The sequence below is a fragment of the Candidatus Campbellbacteria bacterium genome, assembly GCA_016699465.1.
Taxonomy (GTDB): domain Bacteria; phylum Patescibacteriota; class Minisyncoccia; order Phycocordibacterales; family EsbW-18; genus EsbW-18.
Map to the genome: position 1 here is coordinate 492820 of CP064977.1, position 22772 is coordinate 515591.

Below are 22772 nucleotides of genomic sequence, written 5' to 3' on the forward strand. Positions count from 1 at the left end.
AGTTGGTGATTAGAAAAGATGCAATACTTTAGATTCTATTGTAGCATTTTTTGTTCGCAAAAAAGTCATTTCTATATTTTACAGAATTTTTGTAACAACAAAAGTTCGGGTACGAAGCACACATACATACAAAAACACCCAGCATGTTTGCTGGGTGTTTTCTTTTCCGCATAATTTTGCGTATAGCCTGCGTCTGTCCGCGTCTAGCGAATTTCGTACGTAATAGACACATTCGCCGTAATAGTATTTTGTCCGACAGGGATTTGTGGAGAAACTGATGCGCTATCACTTGAAACAGTTGCTTCCATACCCTTGTACATGACCGGATAGTACCCACCACCATTTTCTGAGAAGCTCACAATGCGTACCAACTTCACGCCGAGATCTTTTGCAAGTTGTTGTGCTTTTGTTTTTGCATCATCAATTGCTTTCTGTCGTGCCTCTCGTTGGAGTGCGACTTCGTCATCAATAGTAAACGTTGGCCCGTACATGTTTGTTGCACCCTTTGCGCCAATACCTGTAACCAATGCGCCTACTTTTTCTGTATCACGAACTTTTACCGTAATGGTCTGACTTACTTCATACCCAACAAGTACTTGATTCTGTGGAGGATAGTACACAGGCATCATTTCAATACCAGCAGAAGAACCCGCCGACATTCCTGAGGCTGCTGCTGGGACCGATGTACCAGACGCGCGATATTCGTATTTTGGATTTGCACTGTAGTTTGCCGTTTGAATATCCTTCTCAGCAACCCCCTGTTCTTTGAGGTATGTCATGATTGCATTAATTTTTTCTGCCGATGCTGTTTGTGCTTCAGTCAATGTTTTTTTCTCAGCAACAACTGAAAAACCAATTTCCGCAATATCGGGAACAGCAAATACTTTTCCTTCTCCGCTCACCGCGATAACGTTCGAGGCAGAAACACCGCCACCAATATATCGATTTTCTTTTAATGCATTAATCGCCAAAACAGCGACAAAAAGTATGAGAACGATGCAGAGCCATCCTACATACTGTATTGTTTTTTGTGTTACGTTTGTTTCCATAGAGTACAATTATATTTGTAATACGAGGTACTACTCCAGTATACGCCACCTACTAGAAAACGTTACACCGCAGCGAGTCAACGCACTATGCTACGAACACTGACATGTTAGATACTTTTTTTGACCACGCCACTATAAGGAGGAACACGAGCAGAGTTACTGACATAACAGGGATTGTTATGTACCCGAGCCCTTCAACATACTTTTCTAAACACGACGAAGCCGCACTACCCGGTTCACAAAATGCTGATGCTGTATTGAATGTTTGAATAAAGACGTTATACAGCGCAACGCTGAGTCCGAAAAAAGAAAGTGTACTTGTGTACAAAAATACATCACGACGATCATACCACCGTGCAAGGCCAAATATAATCACCTGAGGATAAATGAACACTCGCTGAACCCAACACAGCGAACACGCTGCAAACCCGGCAACTTCAGAGTAATAGAGACTCCCCACAACTGACGCGAACAACACCAGAAAAGATATCGGAATCGCTTGACGACCAACAAATGGAATAAGTTTTGAAAAGGGAGAAACACGCACTATACCAAGAAGGAGTACCACACACGCAATCTGCAAGGCAAGAACGCTCCATATAATAAGCGGATTCATGAGCCAATAGAGTGGGATTGTTTCCATAGGTAGGGAGAGTATATCACCAACACTCACCATCGTCACTTACAAACGTAAAACACCCGACACACTGTCGGATGTTTTATTTTTACATAATTAATTCTGCACGTTGCACTACATTCCCATTTCCTGTTGTAATGGCTGCCCCTCAACAGGTGCTTGATACCCAAGAATTGTCGGATTTAGCATACCAAAGATCATCGCGATGTGTGCAACAATCAAAAATACCCCAACCCACAGTGCGTGCCACTTCATTCTCGTTTCTTCATCATACTTCGCACCAACAACCCCAAGTTCAAGAAGTGTAATTGCTCCAAGAGGTACGACACCAAGAAGGTACGAACCTACCGCCACAACATCTGCAATTCCCCGCCATCCTCTAGATGTAGTGAGTGGAATTACTGCGACCTGTAACAGATAGAGAGTTACCCCAAGAAAGTAAACACCAGCAATACCACCTGCGATGCGAGACAGTGTTTTTACCCACGTGTGCACATTTCTAGTAAATAAGAGATACAGCTCAGTAATTGCAATTGTTTCCGCTAAGATAACCGGAACGGCCATAAAGATAAGAAGGTTCCATGGCTGATTAGTAGCCAGAAGTTCCATGTAATGAGTCATCAACATATCAATAGTTTTTTAGTTACGAATAAAACTAATGACGTTGATATGGAGGAGCGTGAAAAATATGCGACAACCACACAAGTACAAAAGGCGGCGGCTGATCAAATACTTCTTCTAGAATTTGATAACTTAGTTTTTTCTGCAAAAGAAATACTCCGTGATACGCCCAAAGAAAAAAGAGTGCAACGAAGGTGTACACCAAAAAGAAAAAAATGGCCGAAGACAATTCAAAAACATTTTGTGTATGCAATGCAGCAGCGTCAAAACGATCGTGCATATGTTCCGTGTGAATCATCACCACAGGACACAAGAGAAGCACAAAAAGAAAAATACCTAGAAGAAACGGGGCTATTTTTTGCATACATTTGAAGTATACCCCGAGCACCATTTTTTCAAAAGCGTACTCACGTCATACTACAAACCCACCTCGTACGAAGTGGGCTTGTAGTGCCATACAATGAATGAATTTATTGTACGTTTGTGGTGGCGTCTTTAAATACAACGAGCTTGAGGACGTCATCGTACGACAATGTGGTATCAATATTTTTCTTAACGTACATCAACACAGGGGTGATGTTTGAACGTTCCTGAAGAACAACTGAAAAGTTTCGTAGTGTTGTTGCTCCGGCGAGTACTTCTACATCAGTTGTTAGATCTGGGTGTCGAGAAACAACAATCTTTGTAATTCCTTGAGAAACTCCTGTGATCGTGCCAGTTACCACTTCAGCAGGTGATGTTTCTATATCCGCGCCAATTTTTTCTGTTGTCTCAACGGTTGTCGTTGCTTCCGCACCGGTAGAGGATGGTGTGCTTCTACTGCGTTGAACAAACACAACAAGAGCAAGTACCACAACAATAACGACGGCCCATAGCACAATATTCTTTTTATCCCCCTGATTTGCCGGAGATGCGCCAAACGGAGGAGTTGTTCCACCAAAATTCTGTGTGCCTGTTGAAGGATTGTTAGTAAAACCCTTTTGGTTGTTTGCGTAAAAAGTATTCATAAAAACGAGCTACTATTAAATAACAATATCAAGAGTATATCACACTCAAAATACTGTAAAATGTCTCAAAAAAAGGGGCACAAAAGAGCCCTATTGTGCGTATCGCCGAATAACCGAACGAACAACTGCACCAATAGAAAGGTCTTCTTGAGGATAAATATTTTGATATTTCTTATTTCCCGGCTGGAGGTAATATCCTTGTGCATTTTGACGAAGATATTTGAGCGTCCAGAGTCCATCGACATCGGCAACAACAATGTCCCCCGCCTTCCATTTGTTGGTACGTTCAACAAGTACAAAATCGCCTTCAAAAATTCCAGCATCAACCATAGAGTCGCCCTTCACCTTGAGAATAAATGTTGCATTGTGATCGTTAATGAGCCACTCATCGAGAGTTAGTGAATCAAACTCGTGTTCTTCTGTTGGTGATGGGATACCCGCTTCAATAAACCCGAGCATCTTTACTTCACCAAAGAGCGTTGTGGGGGTGAGGCGCCCGAGATGATCTTTTGTAATAGTACCCGCTTCAACAAGTTTTTCGACAACCTTAAATACTGCATTTTTTGATTTAAACCCAAAGAGTCCGGCCATCTCCGCGTATGTTGGCATGCGGTGATGACGTTCGTAAAACGTGTGCAGTTTTTGTGTGTAGGAAGTCAACATTAGAAGAGTGCCATAACCGACCCCAACCTTTTGAAAAGTGACGGTCGTCGATTCCGTCGTGCCCATTGTATCAGCTCTTTGTGTCGCTTTGCTTCAGCGCGATATGAAATTCCTTGCATTATTTTTTCATCAATAACCCAGTTGAGATGATCAATCTCCTTGTCGATGTATTGTATGTACTCTTGGTACTTCATATAAATAGTTGTTAAAACGTATAACCCTTTTGATGGATATAAGTATAAGTGAACGACCGTTCACCTGTCAAACTATGTATGTGGAAAACTCACTTTTTGCTATACTCTACCTCAATGAAAAGTCTCTTTGGACCATATAATCCGTACATAGATCTTGTGGGGCATCTCACAACAACAGCACTTCTCCTCTCCCCTATTATCTCAAAACTCAACCTCACGGAAATTTTTTTGTGTGTCGTTATAACATACGCAGTTGACGTTGATCACCTACTCAACACATTTATCTGCAAGAGGATTCTAAAAGTGCCTGGATACAACGGGACTATCACGAGAGCTGATAAAGGATACACACCAAAAATTCTCCACGGAATTGATGTTGCACTGCTCGTGGGTATTCTTGTAGCACTCTACAGCACCAACACAGTAGGACTTGCACTTGCTCTGACACTCATCGGACACACCTTGTGGGATTTCATTGTGTATCCACACAATGCATCCGAAATGTTTTTGGTAACACGTGTTTGGAAACGATTTAAGCCCGGAGAGCGGACGTACCTCACTGGACTTATTTTTGATACAAAGACACTGAAATATTAAGTGAGTTTTAAGTATACACTCACTCTCTCGTTAAGCTTTTGTAGAAAAAATTTTGTGTTTTACAAAAAAAGAGTGCGAACAAAAAGACCAAGTCGTGTGATGACTACAAAACCAATTCCCCACGCAAACGGCAACCAATATGGAATGCCTAGTAGAGATGCGCGTGACCATTTCTGTTGAGATCCAAGTTTTCGTAATCCAATTTCAATAATAAGACCAAACGCAAGACCGAGTAGAAAAAGTGCCGTCTCCCCAGCGTTGTAATGCAATACAAAAATACCTCCACTGAGAAGTAGTATGGTAAGCGTCAGTGCTTTTTCACTTGTGCGGCCAGTCGCTTGTACAATAAAGAAGAGAACAAACCCAATAAAGGGCACCACAATATCTGAAGAAATAATTGTATTCATACCTATAATGAGTTTTTAAAAAATAATCCCTACCAAGGAAGTTGTTCCCCTTTAAACCAAAATTGCCCGGTCTCAGGCCGAGAGAGAGTAAAAGTATAAATTCCTTCCGCCGCTTGTTCTGGAGTAAGATCCGCCTCTTGTCCGCCCATGTCTGTTTTGACCCACCCAGGATGAACCGACGACACAACCACACTTCCCTCCAATCTTCGTGCAAGCGTTCGTGTGTACATATTGAGGGCAGCTTTTGAAATTTTGTATGCCGGATACTTTCCTGGAAAATGATCCCCATGGGCCGTCCCCTGAATAGATCCAGCGGTTGAAGAAATATTGATGATATGTCCTCGGGTATTCACCAATGAAATCATGTGTTCTGTAAAATTGGCCGTTCCAATAAGATTAACCTCCAGAGTGTCTCGCAACTTACGCGGCACAACAACGCTTTCGTCTTCATCAAGAAGCACTCCGGCATTGTTGATGAGAATATCAATGGTATTTTCTGTTTTTTTAATTTCTTCAACGCAGTGTTCAATGCTGTCTGCATCACGGAGATCGAGTTTGAACACAAAAAGATTTTGATGAGAAAAATCAACATTACCTGTAGTCGATGTGCCTATGACACGAAACCCCTCCGCAAGAAACTTCTGTGCGAGCGCCTTACCAATTCCTTTTCCTATTCCTGTAATGAGGGTCGTCTTTGACATATCAATAGATAAAAGATGTTTTATTCAAAAAAGCAGGAATGACCCGCCTGTGTCCAATAAAAATATTCTCCGGTAATACATCGAGTAAAAACCATTTCCATTCGTAGCATTTCTCAGGTTCCCTGACTTCCGGCTCACCCGATACATCGTGTGCCAAAAAATTTATGTGAACATAGTGTGTTCCATCTCCCACAGAATAGTCGTTTACCATGTTTTCAAACATCGCCCGCGCCGTTAGTCCAGTTTCTTCCTCAAGCTCTCTCTTCGCCCCAACTACCAAAGACTCACCAAATTCCAAATGGCCCCCTAGCAGAGCCCAGAAACCATTTCCGGCTCCTTTCTTCCTTTTTCCAAGAAGGAGCATGCCATCTTTTATGACAAATACATTAACTGCGACTTTCGGCATTTGTTTTTCCATACCAAAAGTATACATGACTAAAACTATTTTTATAATCAACAAAAGAACGCTACCTGGCGTATGTTTTGTATATTCAATATACAAACTACACTCCAGAAAAAACATTTCTCTATCTTTTTTGAACAAAAATTCAGATATGTGATAAATGGTGTACGTGATGAGAAATACCACAAACCTTTATTTAAAAACAATAGTAACTAGTCGCTATGCGCACTTTTAAATATGCTCTAACGTGTCGAACCTTGTCCACACAAACCTCCGCACTTACAAATGAATTCCAAAAAGATTGAGGAGGATGAGTGCAAATGGGTCTTTTGATGTTCCATAAACAAGTACACCACCTAAAATGCCCGTCACTGAAATCGCAATGAGCCCTACGCCGGAAAGTATGAACGCAACGCCACGCCTTTCGAGAAGCGCACCAATACGAAACAAGACTCGCTTGAGCGGATTCCAGCGGATATACCGTTCAATATATCTACGTCCAACAGCAATACACTCGCCCAACAGCAACACTCCGTATATCCATGTTGCAGCACCGGCAAAGAGTGAATGCATTTCAACAAGTGCATGATTTGGTCGCATCAGGTGTTCAGCAGTTTCTCCTGTTCCACTCGCAACAACTGCACCAGCAAACCCAACAAGGAGCAGTGCTCGTTCAATATGTTTCCACGAAATATTTGGCATCCACTTTTGAAACGGGAGTAGTGTCATGAGCGAATACAAAATAAGCATCGCTATAGGAAAGTGCACAACAATGGGATGAATGTCGTATGTCATATACAAATATATTTTCTAATACCAAGCCACCTTATTCTACTATACAACCTTCCCTCGTCGATGACGCATAAACAACCCCGCAACTCGTGATGCGTTTCCAAGAGGAAGGAAGTCTGTCAAAAAGTTATACGCCGCTGCGCCGGTCGGAGCAAGTATGCCACCAAACACAAGTACAAGACCGATACAATTTACTATTCCCCATATCACAAAATTTTGGCGTGAGATTTTATTCACGTATCGCGCAATACGAATAAGTTCAGGAATTTTACTAAAATCATCTTTCATAAGCACCACATCCGCGGCCTCAATTGCCGCATCATACCCAATTGCACCCATCGCAATTCCAACATCTGCAAGAGACAACGCCGCGGCGTCATTCACACCATCCCCCACCATAATTGTTTTGTACTTTGGAGAAAGATACGCACGAAGTCGATCTAGTTTTTGTTCCGGCAACAGGTTGGCGTGAAATTCATCAACTCCCGTCATACGGGCAATACGACGCGCGACGCGTTCATTATCTCCCGTAAGCATAACTACTTTTGTAATACCGAGTGATTTCAATTCAGCAATATCTTCTGCAATGTGTGACTTCAGCGCATCAGCAAGACTAAAAATACCTTGCACTGTGCCACCAACGGCAATAACGTTATTACTCATTCCCTCGTCTTCTTCATGTACAATTCGTGCCATTATTTCTGTATCAATAGGAATCTGTAATTCATGGAAAAATGCCACCTTCCCCATAACAACTTCTACTCCGTTGTGCTGAGCGGTAACACCCTTTCCACTCCACGCCCTAAAGTTTTCAACTTGAACATGTGGTGCTTTTTTTTCTTCGGCATACGCCACAATTGCTTTTGACACAGGATGGTCTGACAGTGCTGATGTTGCCGCCGCAAGAGATATGAGTTCTGTTTCGCGCATATCACCAAACAACGCAACATGCTCAATACGCAAATGTCCTTTTGTAAGCGTTCCCGTCTTATCAACAAGAACAATCTTTACGTGTTCCATCGCTTCTAAAAAATCGGCACCCTTAACGATAATACCTCGCTTCGCAGCATACCCAACACCTGTGATAAACGTAAGTGGTATCGCGATGGCAATGTCATCAGCACACACGACAAGCGTTACCGCAAGAACGAGCGCCACGTCTCTTGAAAACCAATACACAAGTGCAACCCCGACAAACATGAGAATGATGTACCACTGTGCAAATCGTTGAGCTGTTGTATTTATTTCTGCTTTATTAAGCTGTGCGTCTTCAACGAGTGCAATAATTTTTTCAAGTGTTGTCTCAGTACCGATTCTCTCTGTTCGTATAACCACACCACCTGAAACAACGACGGTTGAGCAAAACGCCTGATCGCCACTCTTTTTTTCTACAGGGAGCGACTCACCGGTAAGCGACGACTGATCCAGACTACCCTCTCCTTCAACAATCATTCCATCTACGGGCACCATTTGTCCAAGCTCTACCACAACGAGATCTCCTCGCGCCACTTCGGAGAGTGGCACTTGCACAATATCGCTCCCACGACGCACGTGCGCATGCATTGGGCGCATTTTGAGTAAACTTGTAATGTTTCGTCGCGCTCGCGCATCAGCATGTGCAGAAATAATACGCGCAGAGGTGAGCATGAGATTGATAAAAAGTGCAGACGCCCACTGTCCACTTAGTAAAGAAAATACGAGCGCAAAACTTGCCAACAAATCAACAGATGCTTCTTTGTGTAGTAGTGCGTGCACCGCACTCACTACAACGGGAATCGTTGCGAGAATAGAAATAATCACCGAAAACGCAATACCTGCTTCTGATGAAAGGAGTCCTACGTAATACAATACGAGTGAAATAACCAAAACAGTAAGAAACCCGTAATCCATGTAGGGTAGCACGTTCGTCTTCATTGCTTTAACCATCGATGATACGCCTATTGTTTTCATTACACACAATATACCCTATCTTCTAGAAATTTCGCTTGTCGGTACCTTAATATTTCACCCACAACAGACACAATTTTTATTATAAAGAGCCTGTAAAAAATTGCTTGATGAGTGCCGCGTGCGTTTTGTAATCAGGCGAACAGTGCATCTCACCATTGGTATCATGGAAGTAGTAGTAACAATCTGTTTTTACAGGATTAAGGGCAGCGATCACTGCTGCAACAGACGGATTTGCAATTGGTGTTGGTGGCAACCCTTGGTACTTGTATGTGTTGTACGGAGATTCGATAAATTTATCTTTTGAAAGAACTTTTGGCCACCACTGACCGTTCTGTACCTTTGATGCCTTGGCATATTGTAATGTCGCATCCAGTTGTAATTTCTGTCCCGCAAAAATACGATTCCAAATGATACCTGACACAAGTCGCATATCCCGAGTGCCCACCGTCTCTTTCTGAATAAGTGACGCGATCGTGAGGGCGGTCGTGAGCGGTACAATCTCTTCAATTGTTGTACTGTACCGAGATGCAATATTTTCATTAAATTTTGTATCTACCACACCTCTCACCTCACTCGGTGACGCGTTTGCATTCACAATATACATTCCTGGAAATAAAAACCCTTCGTCTGCATTCAAAAATTCTTTTTTTTCTTCAGCACTCCACGAAAGCACTCGCGCAAAGGCGGCAGCAATTTCTTCCTTTCGAGCGCCGGGGGCAACCGTTATAATTTTTTCCTGCCCCGCAAGTGCCAAACTGTGCTCCATCGCAAAATTTGAGAATGATGCAACCGTCGAGGCGCCCAGTTCGCTCAATTTTGAAAACGCCACAAGAACACTCGCCTGCAGTGGTGATGTCTTACTTCGCAGATATGCCTCTACCCTCTTGTCATCAATGATTGTCTTCGTGCGCGGATTAACGGTCACCGGAAATTCTACAGCAAACGCAGGTCTGTGAGTTTGCTGAAATCGCACGTACCCCACAAACACGTACGGCATAATGAGTACGACTAGCGCACAGGAAAGAACTATTGTCCGCACCTGCCGATATGTGTTGTTACGTTCTGTGAGCGCCATTACTAGATAGTATATCGGAAATAGACTGTATGGCCAAAAAAGGCACATCACACTCATACTTCTTCCCTTTCTCATTACCACTCAAGATATTCTTTGTATTAAAGCATTTATATACTCATCTTTGTATTTTCTATACGATGCATAATCATCAACATACTTTACATATAGCTCATTTTTTATAGCCGAATATTTATGTACTTCATCAGGGTGGGACCGCAAGTAATCTCTCATGCGAATCATTTCCCTACCGTGTGAGTGTTCCTTAGGGAAAAAATGTATGTTAGCTAACAGTGTATTATCTTTTACAACCCGAAAAAGTCGCGAATCATCCATAACAAATTGACCAGCATATTCAAAACCAACGTCCAACATTTCACGCATGTGGTCTTCAACAGTTTTTAAGCTGTCAACAAGAACGAGTATGTCTATGCAAGATTTGCCCGACATTCCAGGCACCGCGGTACTGCCTATGTGTTCTATTTGTACACCCTCTCCGAATATTTTTCTTACCCTACCAGCGTATATCTCAAACTGAGTTGGCCATTTTGGGTCATATGAAACTACATCATATTTTCTATCTTTATACGGATATTTGTTTTCACTCATACAAAAAGTATACCAGTTTAATAAAGCCGTGTCTGATTCCAAACAACGTACCTATATACATATTATTGACAAAATCCAGGTCTGATATATTGTGGGGATATGCAAAAACAGCATGCCACAACCGCAAACTATTATCGCTACAACACCTCTTTTTTCGTGGGGCTTGTTTAAGGCGCTGAATCTTTTCTTCAACTTCTCAAAACCGACCCCATACAGGTCGGTTTTGTTCTTTACAACTACATCTACAACCTCTTACCAGAAAGGAGCTGTCTCATGCAAAAACAGTTAATACTCTTCTGTGGTCTGCCTGGAAGTGGAAAGACTACAATCTCGAGGGAGCTTTGTAGAATCACAGGGGGAAAACTCATCGATCTAGACGAGTTCAAGAAAACGGACGTGGACCCACTACTCGTGAAAAGCGAGATAGATCCGCCGGAGGTTCGATGGACCTACTACCAGAAGGGTCTGCGTGCGGCTCTTGCATTGTTTGCCACCGGCACACACACCATCATCATTGATGAAGTATTTCATCTGGCGGAACTACGGCGGAAGATAGCCAACTTCTGTCGCGAACAACACATCACAATCACTTGGGTTGAAGTACGCTGCCCGTACGATGTTGTTGCACAGCGGTTGTCATCCAAGCCTCGTATCGGGCACATCCTGTCGACCGAAGAAGCACTCGCGATGAATCGTCTGTTTGAAAACATCTTCGAACCATTTCCAACGCTCAGCGACGGACATATAGTGGTTGAGAACACAGGGTCTGGGAGGATTGAAGAAGTAGTTGTTTGTATCTTGGAAAAGATGCATCGGGGGTAACTCTCCAAAAACTTCGGTGCCGGGCGGCACCGAAGTTTCCTTATTATCGGTATAATTATATACATATGAGAATTTTATTTATCTGCAAAAACAACCAATTTCGAAGCCAGATGGCTGCGGCTCTTTACAACATACTGACCAACACCAACGATGCATCATCTGCAGGTACCTACGTTGGTGCCCCTGACGCGCTTGAAAATGTTCCTATTGAAAAGTTTTTTCAAAGCGCAGACTTCTTTGAATTGATGGAGCACCACGGCATGTACATACGCGACATGCGCACAAAAAAACTCTTACCAGAAATGCTCAGTAAGGCAGACATTGCTGTCTCCATGGCCGAAGAACCATTTGTCCCCGAATTCCTACGTACTGCAAAAAATGTTATTTGGTGGACAGTAGAAAATCCCCCAGTCGCGACAAAAGAAGTTTCGCAAAAAACATTCGACCAGATACTTCCTCTCATCCAAAATCTTATTGTTTCGTTATAAGTGACAAGAAGGTATCTGGCTTTGTTTTTCTACACATCTACTTTCACGACGCCTCTATCTCATTCATCTTCCTCACAATCTGATCATAGAGATCGAGGAAATTCTCTTGTTGAGCTTGTAGCCGAGCATCGTCAAGACATTCAAGAGCTCCTTCAATGTCACTAATCGCAACATATAAATCAGCACGTTCTATTTCAAAAAGTATGTGCCCTCTACTTGTTCCATCTTGTACAGCAAGTGCCTCCTGTTGTTGTGTCCATTGAAAAACGGCTTCCATTGTTTCAGAATCTTGAGGTCCTCTATCACGGAGCATTTCGAGAACCTTCTTCTTTTCTACCTTTTCGTTTTTTGGAGGTCCTTCCATGTCAAAAGTATGCCAGTTTAATAAAAAGGTATCTGACCTTGCTTTCTCTTAACGAAATCTAACAGGAATCTCTATTGTTTGGGTGGTTTCTCCATTTTTTGCACCCTTACTTGTGATTCGTATCACTCCTGTATCAGTTTGTATGTACGACATCATTTGTCTATCTCCCACAACAGCACTGAATTGTGTTGGTAATACAAGCCAATCAGTTGTTGCCTTAAGAATCTCTTTATTACTTAGTGATTTTCCATTTGCATCAGACACCTCAACAATTCCCGCCTCACTTTCATTTGCAAACCATCCATTTCCACTTCCAAGCTCAAGAACCTTTTTGCCCTTCACGGTCCCCAACAACTTCAAAAAGGCCGGCTCACCAACATATTTCTTCCCGTAGTTGATGACACTCGCGCTCTGTGTTTGTTTCTTTGTCCAGGTATGTTTTTTCATTTTACTTCCTCCATTTACGCTTCCTGCTTTTTAAGATTTATTAATGATCGACAGCAATTCCTTGTGTAATTTTTCCGTAGTCACAAGAATCTTTTTTGAATCAAGTGTCCAGGGTTCCCCTTTTTCATTTGTAACTACACCACCAGCCTCACGCACAATACACACCCCCGCCACCACGTCGTGCGGAACATTATCCAAAAAATAGATTTCAGCATCCCCCATGGCAATTTGCGCCAATTCATAGCTACTCGCGTCAATAATTTTTATGATTCCAGATGTAGCAGCAAGGCCTGAGTGTATCTGATTAAAATGGTCCGATTTATATTTTCCACCCGAATAATAAAGGGCCTGTGAGAGACTCCTCTCCGAAACTGTAATCTGCTTGTTGTTTGCATATGCACCCTCCCCCAAAGACGCCTCGACGAGTAAATTGAGAGCAGGAAAATAGAGCACCCCACACACTGGGCTACCATCTTTTGTCACACCAATCGACACACCAAAAAGGGGAATGTTTCTGAGAAAATTAGAAGTACCATCGAGTGGGTCTATGTACCACACATACTCAGCAGACATATTCTCGTTGGTCCCTTCCTCTCCAAAAATTCCATGACCAGGAAAATTGGCATTGATGATTTTTACAATCACATCTTCGGATTCCCGGTCTGCCCTACTCACCATTGAAGCAGCGTCAAACCCTTGACCTTTAAATTCTGTGTCTACATTCCCGTAATAACGCATCAAAACATCACCTCCTGCTTTTACTGCCATACTGGCGATATTCTTTATTTCTTTTTGCATCTCATTTTTCATTATCAAACACATGTTCCGACCCTTCTCGCGCTAAAACCTATCTCTCATTAGGGTGACGTAGTAAAGGATGTTAGAACTGTCTTCCAACACCTGAACGATACAAGCATCCATATTCCGACATTCTACTAGCGATTTTCAACTAGCTTCCTCAATTCATCTACAACTGCCTTTTCCCAGAATTTCATTGAATACCATTTAATCAACGGTGTTGCAACAATACGCAACCACTTTTTATGAATTGTGACTTGGTACGTGTAATCAATCAAAGTCCCCTCGGAATGTTCAGACAACATTAGTTCCTCGTGCCCAGAAGTTCCAAATTGATAGCTATCATTATCAGAAATAAATCCTTTTCCAGGCAATATCTGAGTTTTCATACGAACCTGGAAATTTCTACCGAAAGATTTTACCGTTGCTTCCATTTCCAAATTATTTCCATCCCGTTTATTAACCACTACTTTTTCAGCAACCTTTGGAAAATACTTTGGTAACTTTTCAAAATCAGTCATTATTTCAGCAACATCCTTAACAGGTGCTTTAATGAGCCAGCTATTGTGAAGTGTGATTTCTTTCATACAGCAAGTATATCAGTTCCAAATTCTCACTAGGGTACCACCTGGCTAGAACCAAAACATCGCCTGTTTAGAGGATGTTTTGGTTCTTTTCTCGTTTGGGTGCCCATCGGGGATCGAACCCGAGATGACAGCTCCACAAGCTGCAGTGTTACCGCTACACCATGGGCACCATGCGGAGATACTGTACCAAAAAAGTCCGAGTAAAGCGACAGAAGCACTTACTTTTCAATAAGCGTCTGTGCTTCGGTTGTTCCAACATCAACAATATCAAAACGTACACGACCAATGACTTGGCCACGTGCAGTTTCAACCGACACACGCCAACTACCCGCTTGAAGATTTTCCTTCATGGAATATCCTCGATAGCCACCATCACTTCCACCAGTAATCGGGAACGAGACACTGCTCATTGTTTTCCACGTGTTTCCTTCTTTGTATTGCCAGTTGTGAACGATTGCCGTGGAAAGCTTTGTGGGAGCAAATACCGACGTCCATACATACACAGGTTCTGCAGGTGTACGGTGGTATATTTCAGATAATCGAATGTAGTCAGAAAGAGTGTGTGGTTCAACGGAAAGTCTGTACCCGTCGTCAACACGAACCACACTATGTGCTACGGAAAAATCTTTCAATGCGAGTGGTACGGGAGGAATGATATTAGTAGCGTATGCAATCATATACACAATCGTGACCATACCAATGCTCTGCATGAGCACATGGCGAACTTCATACACATGTTCTCGTGAAAAAAACGTGAGTAGTATGATGAAACAGTAGACAAGAATAATACTGATACACACACTCACCAAAAATTGAAACACTCCAATTGAGTGCAGAATAACAGGCACAAGAAGCACACTAAACGAAAGGAGTGCAATGAAGAAGATACTCACACGAAACACCATCCGCTCATATCGTGCGCGGAATGTTTCATTTCCGATAAGCATTCCTACAAGAAATAACATGAATGGCCAACTTGCAGAAAACGAGGCACTGCGGAAGTAGAACACGACCAGTGCGCTAAACAAACCACCGAATACCACCTGCATTGTGAGCGGTGCAACTGTAACGGCCCACTGCAATACCTTGTGCTGAGCAACCCGTGCTTCTTGTAGTGCGAGAACGATGATACAAAAACCAACAATACAGAGATACACAAAGAGAACAAGTTGGTTTGATAAGAGATCTATACGACTGAGCGTGAGTGAGTCCATAATAAAACCAAACACAAGCGCAACGGCCGACAGAGGTCGCTCATGCTGTTCAAGGTAGTTTTTTACTTTATGAAACGTTTCGCGCATATATGTAGAATAACACCAGAACTATGAACTACGCGACTTCGTTGCATTGTGTAAACGTAAGGTATAGAGTTGCCTTAGAAAGGAGGCGGCCATGAAGCGCAAACTCTGTTGGGCAATCCTCAAGAACTTTGGACGCCTCCTCTCCTGGGATTTCTGGGAGAAGACTGTTCGAAACCCGGACTTTCCGGCTTGGCTATTCGTCAAAATGACCGTGCTGTCGGCTCTCTACGACATCGTGCTCATGGCCACCAAGCCCGGGTACCCGTCTTCGACGGATTAGGTCCTATGCCGCAGTGGTGTAGGACCTTCTTCTTGTCTAACTTTACTCAGTAAGAGAGGATTTGGTCACGTGTAATTTTCTGCTGAAAATTCACGCGACCCCGGCTCGGCCCGTCGGCCTCCGCCTTTCAAATCCTCTCCTGCTCGTTACATACTGAATACAAAAAAGAATGGCATAGGCCATTCTTTTTTGATTCTGTGCGCAGGAGAGGATTTGAACCTCCAAGCCCTTGCGGGCGCTACCACCTCAAGGTAGTGCGTCTACCAATTTCGCCACCTGCGCGTGAGGGCAGTATAAACCAAAGTTGTCATATAGAAAAGAGAATGGCACCCCCGCTTGCGCAGGAGTGCCATCGCACCGTGGGCGACGCCGTTAGAAGACGTTGCGGAGGCTCCACGAAGCGTTGTCGGCGCAGTCCAGACGAATGCCGACAGTAAAGGGGGTACCGGGACTGAGTCCCCTCTTGTTCCACTTCGCCTGGATAATCGGAGAGAGGTCATAGAAGACCATCCCACCGTGCTCCCTGCGGTCGATCACGACGCAGACGGCTTCGGTCCCAACCTCCTCGAAGATGGCCCAATCACCCCGTATGAATCCGATTCCAACTTTCATGTACAGCTCCTTTCTGAACGGTTGGGTGGGTCGCGTTGTTTGCTACTCTGGGGTCATATTGCTCCAAAAAACATCTGTGGTCAACCACGTTAGAGAATCAGATTTTATCTGCCACAAAAGTGTATATCTTGAGATTAAATTATAAAAACATAACTATTTTGCAAAAACACACCATCTCTAACGTGGTCAATGACTTCCCTAGCGAACGAAAAACAGCGGCTTATGCCGCTGTTTCTTGAGTTGTTGTTTCTTCTGCAACCACTTCGTCTGCGATTTCTTCCTTTGCATTTCCTGTTGAAATATTGACGGTGTGCATTTTACGCATCTGTCGGCGAATCTCACGTGCTGCCTTGTCACGGATGTGATAGAGCTTTGCACGACGTGTTTTTACACGACGAGTAATCTCAATTTTATCAATTGCAGGAGAGTAAAGTGGAAAAATTTTCTCAACACCGTATCCGCCAGATACTCGGCGAACAGTAAATGTTGCTCCTGGTGTTGTGCCACCTTTTCGGCCAAGAATAGTACCCTCAAATGCCTGAAGACGTACTTTTCCCTTTTCCTCAACCTTAACCCACACACGAACAGTATCACCCGCCCGGAGAGGGAGTGCCTTTCGTTCGTCCATGTTTACCGGTGATATTTTTGTTGCTTTTTGTGCCATATTTTGTGAAGAGACCATACTCTAGCACGATAAAATCGTATACGCAAACGGCCCGTCGGAGTGCCACCACTCCGACGGGCCTTGTTGTTCTACTGAGGAGAAACCCACTCCACAGACAGTTCCTTCTCGCCCACCTGAAACGAGATGAGTGTCGAGTGAGGATGTGGACCAATGCCCGTCTCGAAGATCTTGATCCCCTCTATGGTCGCAACTTCATGAACGTAGCGCCAAAAGCCTGGCCCGCCGATATGCGGCGAAAACATACCCGCCGCCTCGTCTAGAATCCTACAGACAAGTTTCTGCTCAGGTTCCATCGGTATCTTCTCCTTTTTTTGGTTACCCGCATGAGACACCGCGTAGAGATACGCTTCCTCGAATGCGTCACCCTTTGGAGTCCGGTTTTTGTACCCGAGCTCCTTAGCCCGCTCACGAAGTGAAAGTCCGAGCGCGCCGGCAATAGCACCATTGAGCGCAGCATTCCAAATGCGAATATTTTCTGGATCTGCATCAAGCCACTCGAGTACTTGATCCGGAAGCGGCATAAACGACCTCCTTAAGAACTACCCCTGGTGCGAAAGATACCAAGCTCCTAAAACTTTGCAAGTATTTTAAAAGACAGGCCCCAATGTGACAGTCAACAATTGTCACACTGGGGCCTGTTACGTCGCTGAGTCTTCACTTGCCGCGCTGGAGAAAGTTGCCCTTGACCCAGGGCTTGACCACAGTTTCGCCCGCGCACCTCATGAACACCCAGAGCGCAATGATGAGAAGAACGACAACTAACGCGAGACCGGCGATTACCCATTTCACTTTAGGTTTCTCCCTTGTGGTTGGTCCGCGAAATTGCAACTACCAACGAGAATATTAAAGTAATACTTTGTATTTATCAATACCTCCTACTTTTCCTCTTTTTTGAGAAGTTTCTCCGCTTGGACAAAATCAGGTGGCAACGGAGCCTCCACAGTTATCTGTTTACCTGAAGGAAGGATGAGTGAGAGCGAACATGCGTGCAGCGCAAGACGCTCAAAGCCGAGTGCCCTTTCTTGTTTTGGTGCATAGAGACGATCACAGAGCACGGGATGATTAATTGCCTTGAGGTGTACACGAATTTGGTGTGTACGTCCTGTTTTTGGACGTAATTCAAGATAGGTATGTTGCGCCCCACGTTCCAGTACGTTGTATTGTGTTATTGCGTCACGCATAACACCGCGCGCACCTCGTTGTGCAGACCACAAACGTGGATCAGTTCTACTTTTTCCAATCGGACGATTAATGACATCTGTTTCTTTTTTTACAATACCGTACACAAACGCACGGTAGATTTTTGTTGCCTCTCGTTCTTGAAAAACACACTTAAGATGCACGAATGCATCCTCTGTTTTTGCAATCACAAGTACACCAGATGTATCGGTATCAAGACGGTGCACAATACCAGGTCTATCCACCATCATGCCGTTTGAAAGCATTTGTGGTTCACCTACCGTTGCACTTTCTGGATACTGTTCAATCACCCAATCGGTAAGTGTTTGCCCTTTTGTATACCCATCTTCATGCACCATGACACCACTCGGTTTGTTGACGAATACAACATCGTCGTCTTCGTATAGAATTTTTATGTTCATAACAATGATAGTGTAAAGCTCAAAGTCCAAAGCTTAAAAAATAAACTGGGTGTTCTGACTTTTTTGGATTTTGTGCTTTAGATTTTGGATTTTTTACAGAGTTTTTACTGTATAGAAAACTCTGTAAGTTTTTCTGTTGCTTCTCTCCATTCTACCTGTACATCTCGAACATGCGCAAGAAATGGACCTTTGTGCAGGTGCTCAACGAGTCGTTTGAGCTTGTCTTCTGGTCCCTGTGCCACAACCTTTAATTCTCCAACACCTTGATTCTGTACAAAGCCTTGAAGCCAGAGGGCACTTGCGTGCCTTTTAACAAATTCTCGGAATCCAACATTCTGGACCTTCCCTAACACCAATACCTCTATTTCATGCATACCTCTATTGTGACTGTTGAATATGAAATGTAAATAAGGTATCGTGTACGGACACAGCAAGCATGTTGTGTCGTTGGACGCTTGGCCCCGCTTGCGCTAAAGCTTCGGCTGGGCACGTCAGTTGATAGAACAAGTATATTTGGGCGCTTAGCTCAGTTGGTAGAGCAACTCTTTTACACAGAGAAGGTCGGGGGTTCGAATCCCTCAGCGCCCACAGTGATAAAATCTGGTCGAGTTTACTCGGCCAGATTTTATTATTTTCGTGCTAAGGGATTCAAAAGGCGCAGACACACCTCCTGTGAAAGATGAAATGCCGAGCCATGGTCGCGAACACTTTACATTTTGGCGCGCATGCGACAAAAAGCTTAGTGATTCATAACCGAATCCCCCACACAAACAAAGAAACGAGGCATGCAGTGTTCTGCAACTATTGGTTTGTGTAGCGCTGAGGGATTCGACAAAGAAAATTTCTTTGAAACGAACAAAAAATATTGACCAGAAGCAGGTTTTTTGTTTTTTGTCCTCCCGGCAGGAATCGAACCTACATCAAGAGCTTAGAAGTCTCCTGTTTTATCCATTAAACTACGGGAGGAATGCTTTTGCCAAAAAATTTAAACTCTTTGTACGTTTTTCTTCGATGACAATTTGCACAACGCACAGTGCACTTCTTTATTTCTTTCAAAACCGACTCCCAAGAATAGTGTCCTGAAAGCATTTTTGATACCGATTTAAACTTCTCTGCACGGTTTTTATGATCAAAATCCAATACTATAGGATCTTGTTCACCGCAGTCAACACACGACTTTGTAGACAAAAACTCAAATAATTTTCTTCGCACACCAATTCGGTGACGTTTTTGTGCTTTATAGAGGTCTTCTCGATGCTTGTAAGGCATATGGAGGATTATACTACAAAGTTCTAACCCTACCACTAGCGTCTATCTTGGTTCTGGAATGGCGACGCCATGTATTTTTCTGTATTCAAATTCAACCGCTCGACGAGAAAATACTTCGAGTGTTGTTCGAATGTTTGTTCTATCAACTTCTTCTGTCCTTGGAACATCCACGGGAGGTGTAATCGTTTTGTTCATATTTTTTACTTGGAGAAAAAATACTAACGAGAGTGCAATTCCTACGCTATCAACAAGTATCACACAACACAGAACACGCACCCACACGCTATCTGATGATTGCGTTGTAAAAAAGGTACGCGCCTTTTTTTCTATATGTTGTTCTAAGTCGTGAAGAGATGCCATGATTATTTCTTTAATGCTATTGAGAGTGCTGCACGCACAACCCACAACGGAGCACCTTTCGCTCCATCTACACGCTCCACTGTTTCAAGTGTTGCCTGAGTCACCCGTGCATGAAACGGAAGCGAATCAAGAAGTCCAAGAAGTTGTGTCATTTGTTTCCACGATCCCTCAGAAAGAATGCTTGCCACAAACGTCCCCTCACGTGTGAGCGGGTCTTCCCCTTCTACTTGAACTTGTAGCACGGAAACGGGAGTTCCAACCACACGACGAAGTCCTTCAATATCTTCAATAATTGAAATGATATCATTCGGCGTTTTAAAAAATGTATTTACCAACGCCCGCTCTTCTTTTAAACTCGAAAGAACTCCTGCGGTATCTCGTACGTTTCGTTCGCGCTCAACTTGCACTAACAGTTCTTCTTGGGTGAGAAGAATTTCAGCATGATACTGATTCGTACGAATAAGTACCCACACGTACATACCGACACACACAACCGCCACAAGAGCTGCTGCATACACCGCGTAGTATCGTTTTATTTTTTGAACTACTGTTGTCATGGTGTTATACGCTGCACCTCAGGGGACGTCGTACCACCCAGAGTCCCTTGTGTTGTCGACGACGTAAGAGTGCTCACTGTGCGCACCGACGAGGATGTTGCCGTTGTTGTAGATGATTCAAGATATTCAATAGGATTTCCTATTGCAGTAAGTACAAGTGTTATCACAAAATCAATATCTGCACTTCGTGCCAAACTTGAAACCGGAACATCTACTCGAGAAAAAAGTGGTGATGAGCGAAGTGAATCACCAAGCGCAATGAGCGCCGTGCGAGTTTGGGCACGCCCCGTAAGTGTTACTGCGACTTCTGCCCCCTTGGCACCATACGATATATTGTGCACAGAAACGCCTGTAGGAATACGGGGCATAACATCTTGTAAAATAGATGTGAGAGACCTCTGAGAAAGCACGCCTTGCAATAAGTCGGAGCGATCCTGTAAATCAGTAAGTACCTCTGTGCCACTCTGCTTACGCTGTAAATCAACAAGTGTTTTTGTCGCAGCAAGCTGGTCTTTTAAACCACCAATAGCTGATGTGGTGACTATCCACGAAGGAACCAAAAAAAGACCCAGAAGCACAAGTGAACAAATACCAAACACTAACACCACCAAAAGAATTCTTCTCCGGTGTTCCCATGCAACAGTGCGTTGATTTTTTATTGGGAGCAAATTAATCACATGTGTATTGTAACGCATCGCACACTTTCTGAAATACCCCGCGCACGTGGAATACTTTTTTGTAACAAACGCTATTCGTGAAGTGCGAGACCTATTGCGGACGCATATCCCAACGATTCAGCAAACGACATTTCCGGAACATACCCCTCCAAAGAAAAAGCATTCACCCACACATTTCCAACTTCAACAGGAATGTGCAACTGAGCAGAGAGATAATCCGCAAGACCGTGCATATTTGCATTCCCCCCAGAAAGAAATACTCGCTCAATAGGAATACGCGGGGCACTGGCATCTTTACTATCTTTGTGCGTCTGCCAATAGACGATGTACCGATCTAATTCCGTGGTTATATTTTTTACGAACGTATCAAGTCCTCCACGAATGGCCGCATCTCCTGCAAAACGCATTCCTTCTTCATTTTTTATTCGCACTATTTCTTCTTCTGTCATTTCTGGACGCGCCATACGCATCGCATCATCAACACTGTCTCCTCCAATTGCAACGGTCGCGGTAAAACGCACAGATTGTCCACGAACAACCGAGATACCAGAACGCGTTTTACCAATATCAACAACCATACATGCTCCCATAAAAGATTTTGGGACAATGGCACGTGCAATTGCTTGTGCCTCTATTTCAAGGGACAGTGGTTCAAGACCTGCTGACATAAGAAGATCTGTGTACTCCTGTGAAGCGGTTTGTGGATACGCAGATACAGATACCAAACGCTGATCTCCAACAGGTGGCGTATTTTGCACTACATCAAAATCAAATACCGCCTCTGCTGGAGCGAGTGGCACATTTTCTGCCAACTTAAACTCGAGAACATCTCGCACCTCTTTGTCGGAAATGTTTGCCGGAACGTACGCAGGAAAAATGTACCCCTCTTCCTCAGGAAGTGATGCTCGCACAAAGTGAAGCACGTGCTCTTCTCGAAAACGTGATAATACCTCAATGAGTTTTAGTGCATCAACCACCCTTCCATTAACAACAACTCCCTTTGGAATAGTTGCCGCTCCATAGCCACTCACTCGTCTGCCGTGCGTATGACTTTTTGAAAATGTTAAAAATTTTACAGAGTGATCAGATACATCAATACCAGCAGCTGGCGTTGTGAGATACGCTGGTGTTGGAAAAAGAGAAAGAACTCGTGACGAAAAGGTCATGCCTCTATTCTACTCACGACAGAGAACAAGCGCAATAAAAAATGTGTTATTGTCGA

The 22772-nt window shown here is 43.6% G+C and carries 32 protein-coding genes and 4 tRNA genes; 5 read left to right on the forward strand and 31 right to left on the reverse strand.

The genetic code is table 11. From position 1 onward, the window contains the following. Window positions 1-203: 203 nt before the first annotated feature. From IPJ70_02700 to IPJ70_02710, 3 genes are all read right to left on the reverse strand, one after another. Window positions 204-1049: an SIMPL domain-containing protein gene (locus IPJ70_02700; protein ID QQR82171.1), complete on the reverse strand. Its 846-nt coding sequence runs from the start codon at window positions 1047-1049 to the stop codon at window positions 204-206. 85 nt (window positions 1050-1134) lie between these two features. Continuing rightward, window positions 1135-1692, reverse strand: coding sequence for a disulfide bond formation protein B (locus tag IPJ70_02705; protein ID QQR82172.1), 558 nt, complete (start codon window positions 1690-1692; stop codon window positions 1135-1137). A 108-nt stretch (window positions 1693-1800) separates the two neighbouring features. After that, window positions 1801-2313, reverse strand: a complete 513-nt coding sequence (locus tag IPJ70_02710; GenBank protein ID QQR82173.1) for a permease — start codon at window positions 2311-2313, stop codon at window positions 1801-1803. Here IPJ70_02710 and IPJ70_02715 point away from each other — a divergent pair. Continuing rightward, window positions 2299-2679: a hypothetical protein gene (locus tag IPJ70_02715; protein ID QQR82174.1), complete on the forward strand. Its 381-nt coding sequence runs from the start codon at window positions 2299-2301 to the stop codon at window positions 2677-2679. The two genes, IPJ70_02710 and IPJ70_02715, sit on opposite strands and share 15 nt — an antisense overlap. 98 nt (window positions 2680-2777) lie before the next feature. Here the strand turns inward: IPJ70_02715 and IPJ70_02720 are convergent, their stop codons facing one another. The 3 genes from IPJ70_02720 to IPJ70_02730 all read right to left on the reverse strand — a co-directional run bounded on the left by IPJ70_02720 (window position 2778) and on the right by IPJ70_02730 (window position 4171). After that, window positions 2778-3314, reverse strand: a complete 537-nt coding sequence (locus tag IPJ70_02720; protein ID QQR82175.1) for a hypothetical protein — start codon at window positions 3312-3314, stop codon at window positions 2778-2780. A gap of 90 nt (window positions 3315-3404) precedes the next feature. Next, complete coding sequence (locus tag IPJ70_02725; protein ID QQR82176.1) at window positions 3405-3977, reverse strand: LexA family transcriptional regulator; 573 nt, start codon at window positions 3975-3977, stop codon at window positions 3405-3407. After that, window positions 3977-4171, reverse strand: a complete 195-nt coding sequence (locus IPJ70_02730; protein ID QQR82177.1) for a hypothetical protein — start codon at window positions 4169-4171, stop codon at window positions 3977-3979. Before IPJ70_02730 ends, IPJ70_02725 begins: the two co-directional genes overlap by 1 nt. A gap of 114 nt (window positions 4172-4285) precedes the next feature. Between IPJ70_02730 and IPJ70_02735 the strand changes: the two genes are divergently transcribed. Next, window positions 4286-4768 carry a hypothetical protein gene (locus tag IPJ70_02735; protein ID QQR82178.1) on the forward strand — a complete coding sequence of 161 codons (483 nt, stop codon included), beginning with the start codon at window positions 4286-4288 and terminating at the stop codon, window positions 4766-4768. 59 nt (window positions 4769-4827) lie between these two features. Here IPJ70_02735 and IPJ70_02740 read toward each other — a convergent pair whose 3' ends face one another. From IPJ70_02740 to IPJ70_02770, 7 genes are all read right to left on the reverse strand, one after another. Beyond that, window positions 4828-5175: a hypothetical protein gene (locus IPJ70_02740; GenBank protein QQR82179.1), complete on the reverse strand. Its 348-nt coding sequence runs from the start codon at window positions 5173-5175 to the stop codon at window positions 4828-4830. 29 nt (window positions 5176-5204) lie between these two features. Continuing rightward, window positions 5205-5876, reverse strand: a complete 672-nt coding sequence (locus IPJ70_02745; GenBank protein QQR82180.1) for an SDR family NAD(P)-dependent oxidoreductase — start codon at window positions 5874-5876, stop codon at window positions 5205-5207. Between the two features lies 1 nt (window position 5877). After that, window positions 5878-6294, reverse strand: coding sequence for an NUDIX domain-containing protein (locus IPJ70_02750; protein ID QQR82181.1), 417 nt, complete (start codon window positions 6292-6294; stop codon window positions 5878-5880). 264 nt (window positions 6295-6558) lie between these two features. Further along, window positions 6559-7074 (reverse strand): hypothetical protein, encoded by a 516-nt coding sequence (locus IPJ70_02755; protein ID QQR82182.1) that lies wholly within the window; start codon window positions 7072-7074, stop codon window positions 6559-6561. 39 nt (window positions 7075-7113) lie between these two features. Next, complete coding sequence (gene cadA, locus IPJ70_02760; protein ID QQR82183.1) at window positions 7114-9021, reverse strand: cadmium-translocating P-type ATPase; 1908 nt, start codon at window positions 9019-9021, stop codon at window positions 7114-7116. A 79-nt stretch (window positions 9022-9100) separates the two neighbouring features. Next, complete coding sequence (gene mltG, locus IPJ70_02765; protein QQR82184.1) at window positions 9101-10096, reverse strand: endolytic transglycosylase MltG; 996 nt, start codon at window positions 10094-10096, stop codon at window positions 9101-9103. Window positions 10097-10177: 81 nt separating this feature from the next. Continuing rightward, complete coding sequence (locus IPJ70_02770; GenBank protein ID QQR82185.1) at window positions 10178-10702, reverse strand: GrpB family protein; 525 nt, start codon at window positions 10700-10702, stop codon at window positions 10178-10180. Between the two features lie 273 nt (window positions 10703-10975). Here IPJ70_02770 and IPJ70_02775 point away from each other — a divergent pair, with 273 nt between their 5' ends. After that, window positions 10976-11524, forward strand: coding sequence for an ATP-binding protein (locus IPJ70_02775; protein QQR82186.1), 549 nt, complete (start codon window positions 10976-10978; stop codon window positions 11522-11524). A gap of 65 nt (window positions 11525-11589) precedes the next feature. Continuing rightward, window positions 11590-12012, forward strand: a complete 423-nt coding sequence (locus IPJ70_02780) for a hypothetical protein (GenBank protein QQR82187.1) — start codon at window positions 11590-11592, stop codon at window positions 12010-12012. Window positions 12013-12055: 43 nt separating this feature from the next. On the opposite strand, the gene IPJ70_02785 is transcribed toward IPJ70_02780, so the two are convergent. The 12 genes from IPJ70_02785 to IPJ70_02840 form a co-directional block, all read right to left on the reverse strand. Continuing rightward, a complete protein-coding gene (locus IPJ70_02785) occupies window positions 12056-12376 on the reverse strand; it encodes a hypothetical protein (protein ID QQR82188.1) in 321 nt (106 codons plus the stop codon). Between the two features lie 48 nt (window positions 12377-12424). Then, entirely contained in the window at window positions 12425-12823 is a 399-nt protein-coding gene (locus tag IPJ70_02790; protein QQR82189.1) for a hypothetical protein, read from the reverse strand. 30 nt (window positions 12824-12853) lie between these two features. Beyond that, entirely contained in the window at window positions 12854-13591 is a 738-nt protein-coding gene (locus tag IPJ70_02795; GenBank protein QQR82190.1) for an inositol monophosphatase, read from the reverse strand. A 167-nt stretch (window positions 13592-13758) separates the two neighbouring features. Next, the gene (locus IPJ70_02800; protein ID QQR82191.1) at window positions 13759-14208 is read right to left on the reverse strand and encodes a hypothetical protein; all 450 of its coding nucleotides are present in this window, start codon (window positions 14206-14208) and stop codon (window positions 13759-13761) included. A 98-nt stretch (window positions 14209-14306) separates the two neighbouring features. Beyond that, window positions 14307-14377: transfer RNA gene (locus IPJ70_02805), tRNA-His, on the reverse strand. A 49-nt stretch (window positions 14378-14426) separates the two neighbouring features. Beyond that, window positions 14427-15509, reverse strand: a complete 1083-nt coding sequence (locus IPJ70_02810; GenBank protein QQR82192.1) for a DUF2914 domain-containing protein — start codon at window positions 15507-15509, stop codon at window positions 14427-14429. 478 nt (window positions 15510-15987) lie between these two features. Continuing rightward, window positions 15988-16071 (reverse strand) — tRNA-Leu (locus IPJ70_02815). 90 nt (window positions 16072-16161) lie between these two features. Next, complete coding sequence (locus IPJ70_02820; protein ID QQR82193.1) at window positions 16162-16401, reverse strand: hypothetical protein; 240 nt, start codon at window positions 16399-16401, stop codon at window positions 16162-16164. Between the two features lie 220 nt (window positions 16402-16621). Continuing rightward, on the reverse strand, window positions 16622-17065 hold the full coding sequence (gene rplS, locus IPJ70_02825) for a 50S ribosomal protein L19 (GenBank protein ID QQR82194.1): 444 nt from the start codon (window positions 17063-17065) through the stop codon (window positions 16622-16624). An 89-nt stretch (window positions 17066-17154) separates the two neighbouring features. Next, complete coding sequence (locus IPJ70_02830) at window positions 17155-17607, reverse strand: hypothetical protein (GenBank protein QQR82195.1); 453 nt, start codon at window positions 17605-17607, stop codon at window positions 17155-17157. 354 nt (window positions 17608-17961) lie between these two features. Beyond that, window positions 17962-18687 (reverse strand): RluA family pseudouridine synthase, encoded by a 726-nt coding sequence (locus IPJ70_02835; protein QQR82196.1) that lies wholly within the window; start codon window positions 18685-18687, stop codon window positions 17962-17964. A gap of 104 nt (window positions 18688-18791) precedes the next feature. Beyond that, a complete protein-coding gene (locus IPJ70_02840; GenBank protein ID QQR82197.1) occupies window positions 18792-19061 on the reverse strand; it encodes an acylphosphatase in 270 nt (89 codons plus the stop codon). 141 nt (window positions 19062-19202) lie between these two features. On the opposite strand from IPJ70_02840, the gene IPJ70_02845 reads away from it, so the two are divergent. Next, window positions 19203-19275 (forward strand) — tRNA-Val (locus IPJ70_02845). A 306-nt stretch (window positions 19276-19581) separates the two neighbouring features. On the opposite strand, the gene IPJ70_02850 is transcribed toward IPJ70_02845, so the two are convergent. The 6 genes from IPJ70_02850 to pilM form a co-directional block, all read right to left on the reverse strand. Next, a tRNA-Arg gene (locus IPJ70_02850) sits at window positions 19582-19653 on the reverse strand. Continuing rightward, complete coding sequence (locus tag IPJ70_02855) at window positions 19639-19956, reverse strand: hypothetical protein (protein QQR82198.1); 318 nt, start codon at window positions 19954-19956, stop codon at window positions 19639-19641. The genes IPJ70_02850 and IPJ70_02855 overlap by 15 nt, the downstream gene beginning before the upstream one ends. Window positions 19957-19998: 42 nt before the next feature. Further along, window positions 19999-20316: a hypothetical protein gene (locus tag IPJ70_02860; GenBank protein QQR82199.1), complete on the reverse strand. Its 318-nt coding sequence runs from the start codon at window positions 20314-20316 to the stop codon at window positions 19999-20001. Between the two features lie 2 nt (window positions 20317-20318). Next, window positions 20319-20873, reverse strand: a complete 555-nt coding sequence (locus tag IPJ70_02865; protein ID QQR82200.1) for a hypothetical protein — start codon at window positions 20871-20873, stop codon at window positions 20319-20321. Further along, the gene (locus tag IPJ70_02870) at window positions 20870-21550 is read right to left on the reverse strand and encodes a PilN domain-containing protein (GenBank protein QQR82201.1); all 681 of its coding nucleotides are present in this window, start codon (window positions 21548-21550) and stop codon (window positions 20870-20872) included. The genes IPJ70_02865 and IPJ70_02870 overlap by 4 nt, the downstream gene beginning before the upstream one ends. 71 nt (window positions 21551-21621) lie before the next feature. Then, on the reverse strand, window positions 21622-22716 hold the full coding sequence (gene pilM, locus IPJ70_02875) for a pilus assembly protein PilM (GenBank protein QQR82202.1): 1095 nt from the start codon (window positions 22714-22716) through the stop codon (window positions 21622-21624). Window positions 22717-22772 lie beyond the last annotated feature (56 nt).

What these genes read in the sequence shown, in the direction of transcription:
- IPJ70_02865 (QQR82200.1), bottom strand. Translation starts at nt 20,873, where the DNA reads ATGACAACAGTAGTTCAAAAAATAAAACGATACTACGCGGTGTATGCA.
- IPJ70_02700 (QQR82171.1), bottom strand. Translation starts at nt 1,049, where the DNA reads ATGGAAACAAACGTAACACAAAAAACAATACAGTATGTAGGATGGCTC.
- IPJ70_02725 (QQR82176.1), bottom strand. Translation starts at nt 3,977, where the DNA reads ATGTTGACTTCCTACACACAAAAACTGCACACGTTTTACGAACGTCAT.
- IPJ70_02740 (QQR82179.1), bottom strand. Translation starts at nt 5,175, where the DNA reads ATGAATACAATTATTTCTTCAGATATTGTGGTGCCCTTTATTGGGTTT.
- IPJ70_02715 (QQR82174.1), top strand. Translation starts at nt 2,299, where the DNA reads ATGAGTCATCAACATATCAATAGTTTTTTAGTTACGAATAAAACTAAT.
- IPJ70_02860 (QQR82199.1), bottom strand. Translation starts at nt 20,316, where the DNA reads ATGGCATCTCTTCACGACTTAGAACAACATATAGAAAAAAAGGCGCGT.
- rplS (QQR82194.1), bottom strand. Translation starts at nt 17,065, where the DNA reads ATGGCACAAAAAGCAACAAAAATATCACCGGTAAACATGGACGAACGA.
- IPJ70_02835 (QQR82196.1), bottom strand. Translation starts at nt 18,687, where the DNA reads ATGAACATAAAAATTCTATACGAAGACGACGATGTTGTATTCGTCAAC.
- IPJ70_02830 (QQR82195.1), bottom strand. Translation starts at nt 17,607, where the DNA reads ATGCCGCTTCCGGATCAAGTACTCGAGTGGCTTGATGCAGATCCAGAA.
- IPJ70_02710 (QQR82173.1), bottom strand. Translation starts at nt 2,313, where the DNA reads ATGTTGATGACTCATTACATGGAACTTCTGGCTACTAATCAGCCATGG.
- IPJ70_02780 (QQR82187.1), top strand. Translation starts at nt 11,590, where the DNA reads ATGAGAATTTTATTTATCTGCAAAAACAACCAATTTCGAAGCCAGATG.
- pilM (QQR82202.1), bottom strand. Translation starts at nt 22,716, where the DNA reads ATGACCTTTTCGTCACGAGTTCTTTCTCTTTTTCCAACACCAGCGTAT.
- IPJ70_02840 (QQR82197.1), bottom strand. Translation starts at nt 19,061, where the DNA reads ATGCATGAAATAGAGGTATTGGTGTTAGGGAAGGTCCAGAATGTTGGA.
- IPJ70_02785 (QQR82188.1), bottom strand. Translation starts at nt 12,376, where the DNA reads ATGGAAGGACCTCCAAAAAACGAAAAGGTAGAAAAGAAGAAGGTTCTC.
- IPJ70_02730 (QQR82177.1), bottom strand. Translation starts at nt 4,171, where the DNA reads ATGAAGTACCAAGAGTACATACAATACATCGACAAGGAGATTGATCAT.
- IPJ70_02810 (QQR82192.1), bottom strand. Translation starts at nt 15,509, where the DNA reads ATGCGCGAAACGTTTCATAAAGTAAAAAACTACCTTGAACAGCATGAG.
- mltG (QQR82184.1), bottom strand. Translation starts at nt 10,096, where the DNA reads ATGGCGCTCACAGAACGTAACAACACATATCGGCAGGTGCGGACAATA.
- cadA (QQR82183.1), bottom strand. Translation starts at nt 9,021, where the DNA reads ATGAAAACAATAGGCGTATCATCGATGGTTAAAGCAATGAAGACGAAC.
- IPJ70_02855 (QQR82198.1), bottom strand. Translation starts at nt 19,956, where the DNA reads ATGCCTTACAAGCATCGAGAAGACCTCTATAAAGCACAAAAACGTCAC.
- IPJ70_02770 (QQR82185.1), bottom strand. Translation starts at nt 10,702, where the DNA reads ATGAGTGAAAACAAATATCCGTATAAAGATAGAAAATATGATGTAGTT.
- IPJ70_02820 (QQR82193.1), bottom strand. Translation starts at nt 16,401, where the DNA reads ATGAAAGTTGGAATCGGATTCATACGGGGTGATTGGGCCATCTTCGAG.
- IPJ70_02775 (QQR82186.1), top strand. Translation starts at nt 10,976, where the DNA reads ATGCAAAAACAGTTAATACTCTTCTGTGGTCTGCCTGGAAGTGGAAAG.
- IPJ70_02705 (QQR82172.1), bottom strand. Translation starts at nt 1,692, where the DNA reads ATGGAAACAATCCCACTCTATTGGCTCATGAATCCGCTTATTATATGG.
- IPJ70_02750 (QQR82181.1), bottom strand. Translation starts at nt 6,294, where the DNA reads ATGGAAAAACAAATGCCGAAAGTCGCAGTTAATGTATTTGTCATAAAA.
- IPJ70_02790 (QQR82189.1), bottom strand. Translation starts at nt 12,823, where the DNA reads ATGAAAAAACATACCTGGACAAAGAAACAAACACAGAGCGCGAGTGTC.
- IPJ70_02800 (QQR82191.1), bottom strand. Translation starts at nt 14,208, where the DNA reads ATGAAAGAAATCACACTTCACAATAGCTGGCTCATTAAAGCACCTGTT.
- IPJ70_02755 (QQR82182.1), bottom strand. Translation starts at nt 7,074, where the DNA reads ATGACATACGACATTCATCCCATTGTTGTGCACTTTCCTATAGCGATG.
- IPJ70_02745 (QQR82180.1), bottom strand. Translation starts at nt 5,876, where the DNA reads ATGTCAAAGACGACCCTCATTACAGGAATAGGAAAAGGAATTGGTAAG.
- IPJ70_02795 (QQR82190.1), bottom strand. Translation starts at nt 13,591, where the DNA reads ATGGCAGTAAAAGCAGGAGGTGATGTTTTGATGCGTTATTACGGGAAT.
- IPJ70_02720 (QQR82175.1), bottom strand. Translation starts at nt 3,314, where the DNA reads ATGAATACTTTTTACGCAAACAACCAAAAGGGTTTTACTAACAATCCT.
- IPJ70_02735 (QQR82178.1), top strand. Translation starts at nt 4,286, where the DNA reads ATGAAAAGTCTCTTTGGACCATATAATCCGTACATAGATCTTGTGGGG.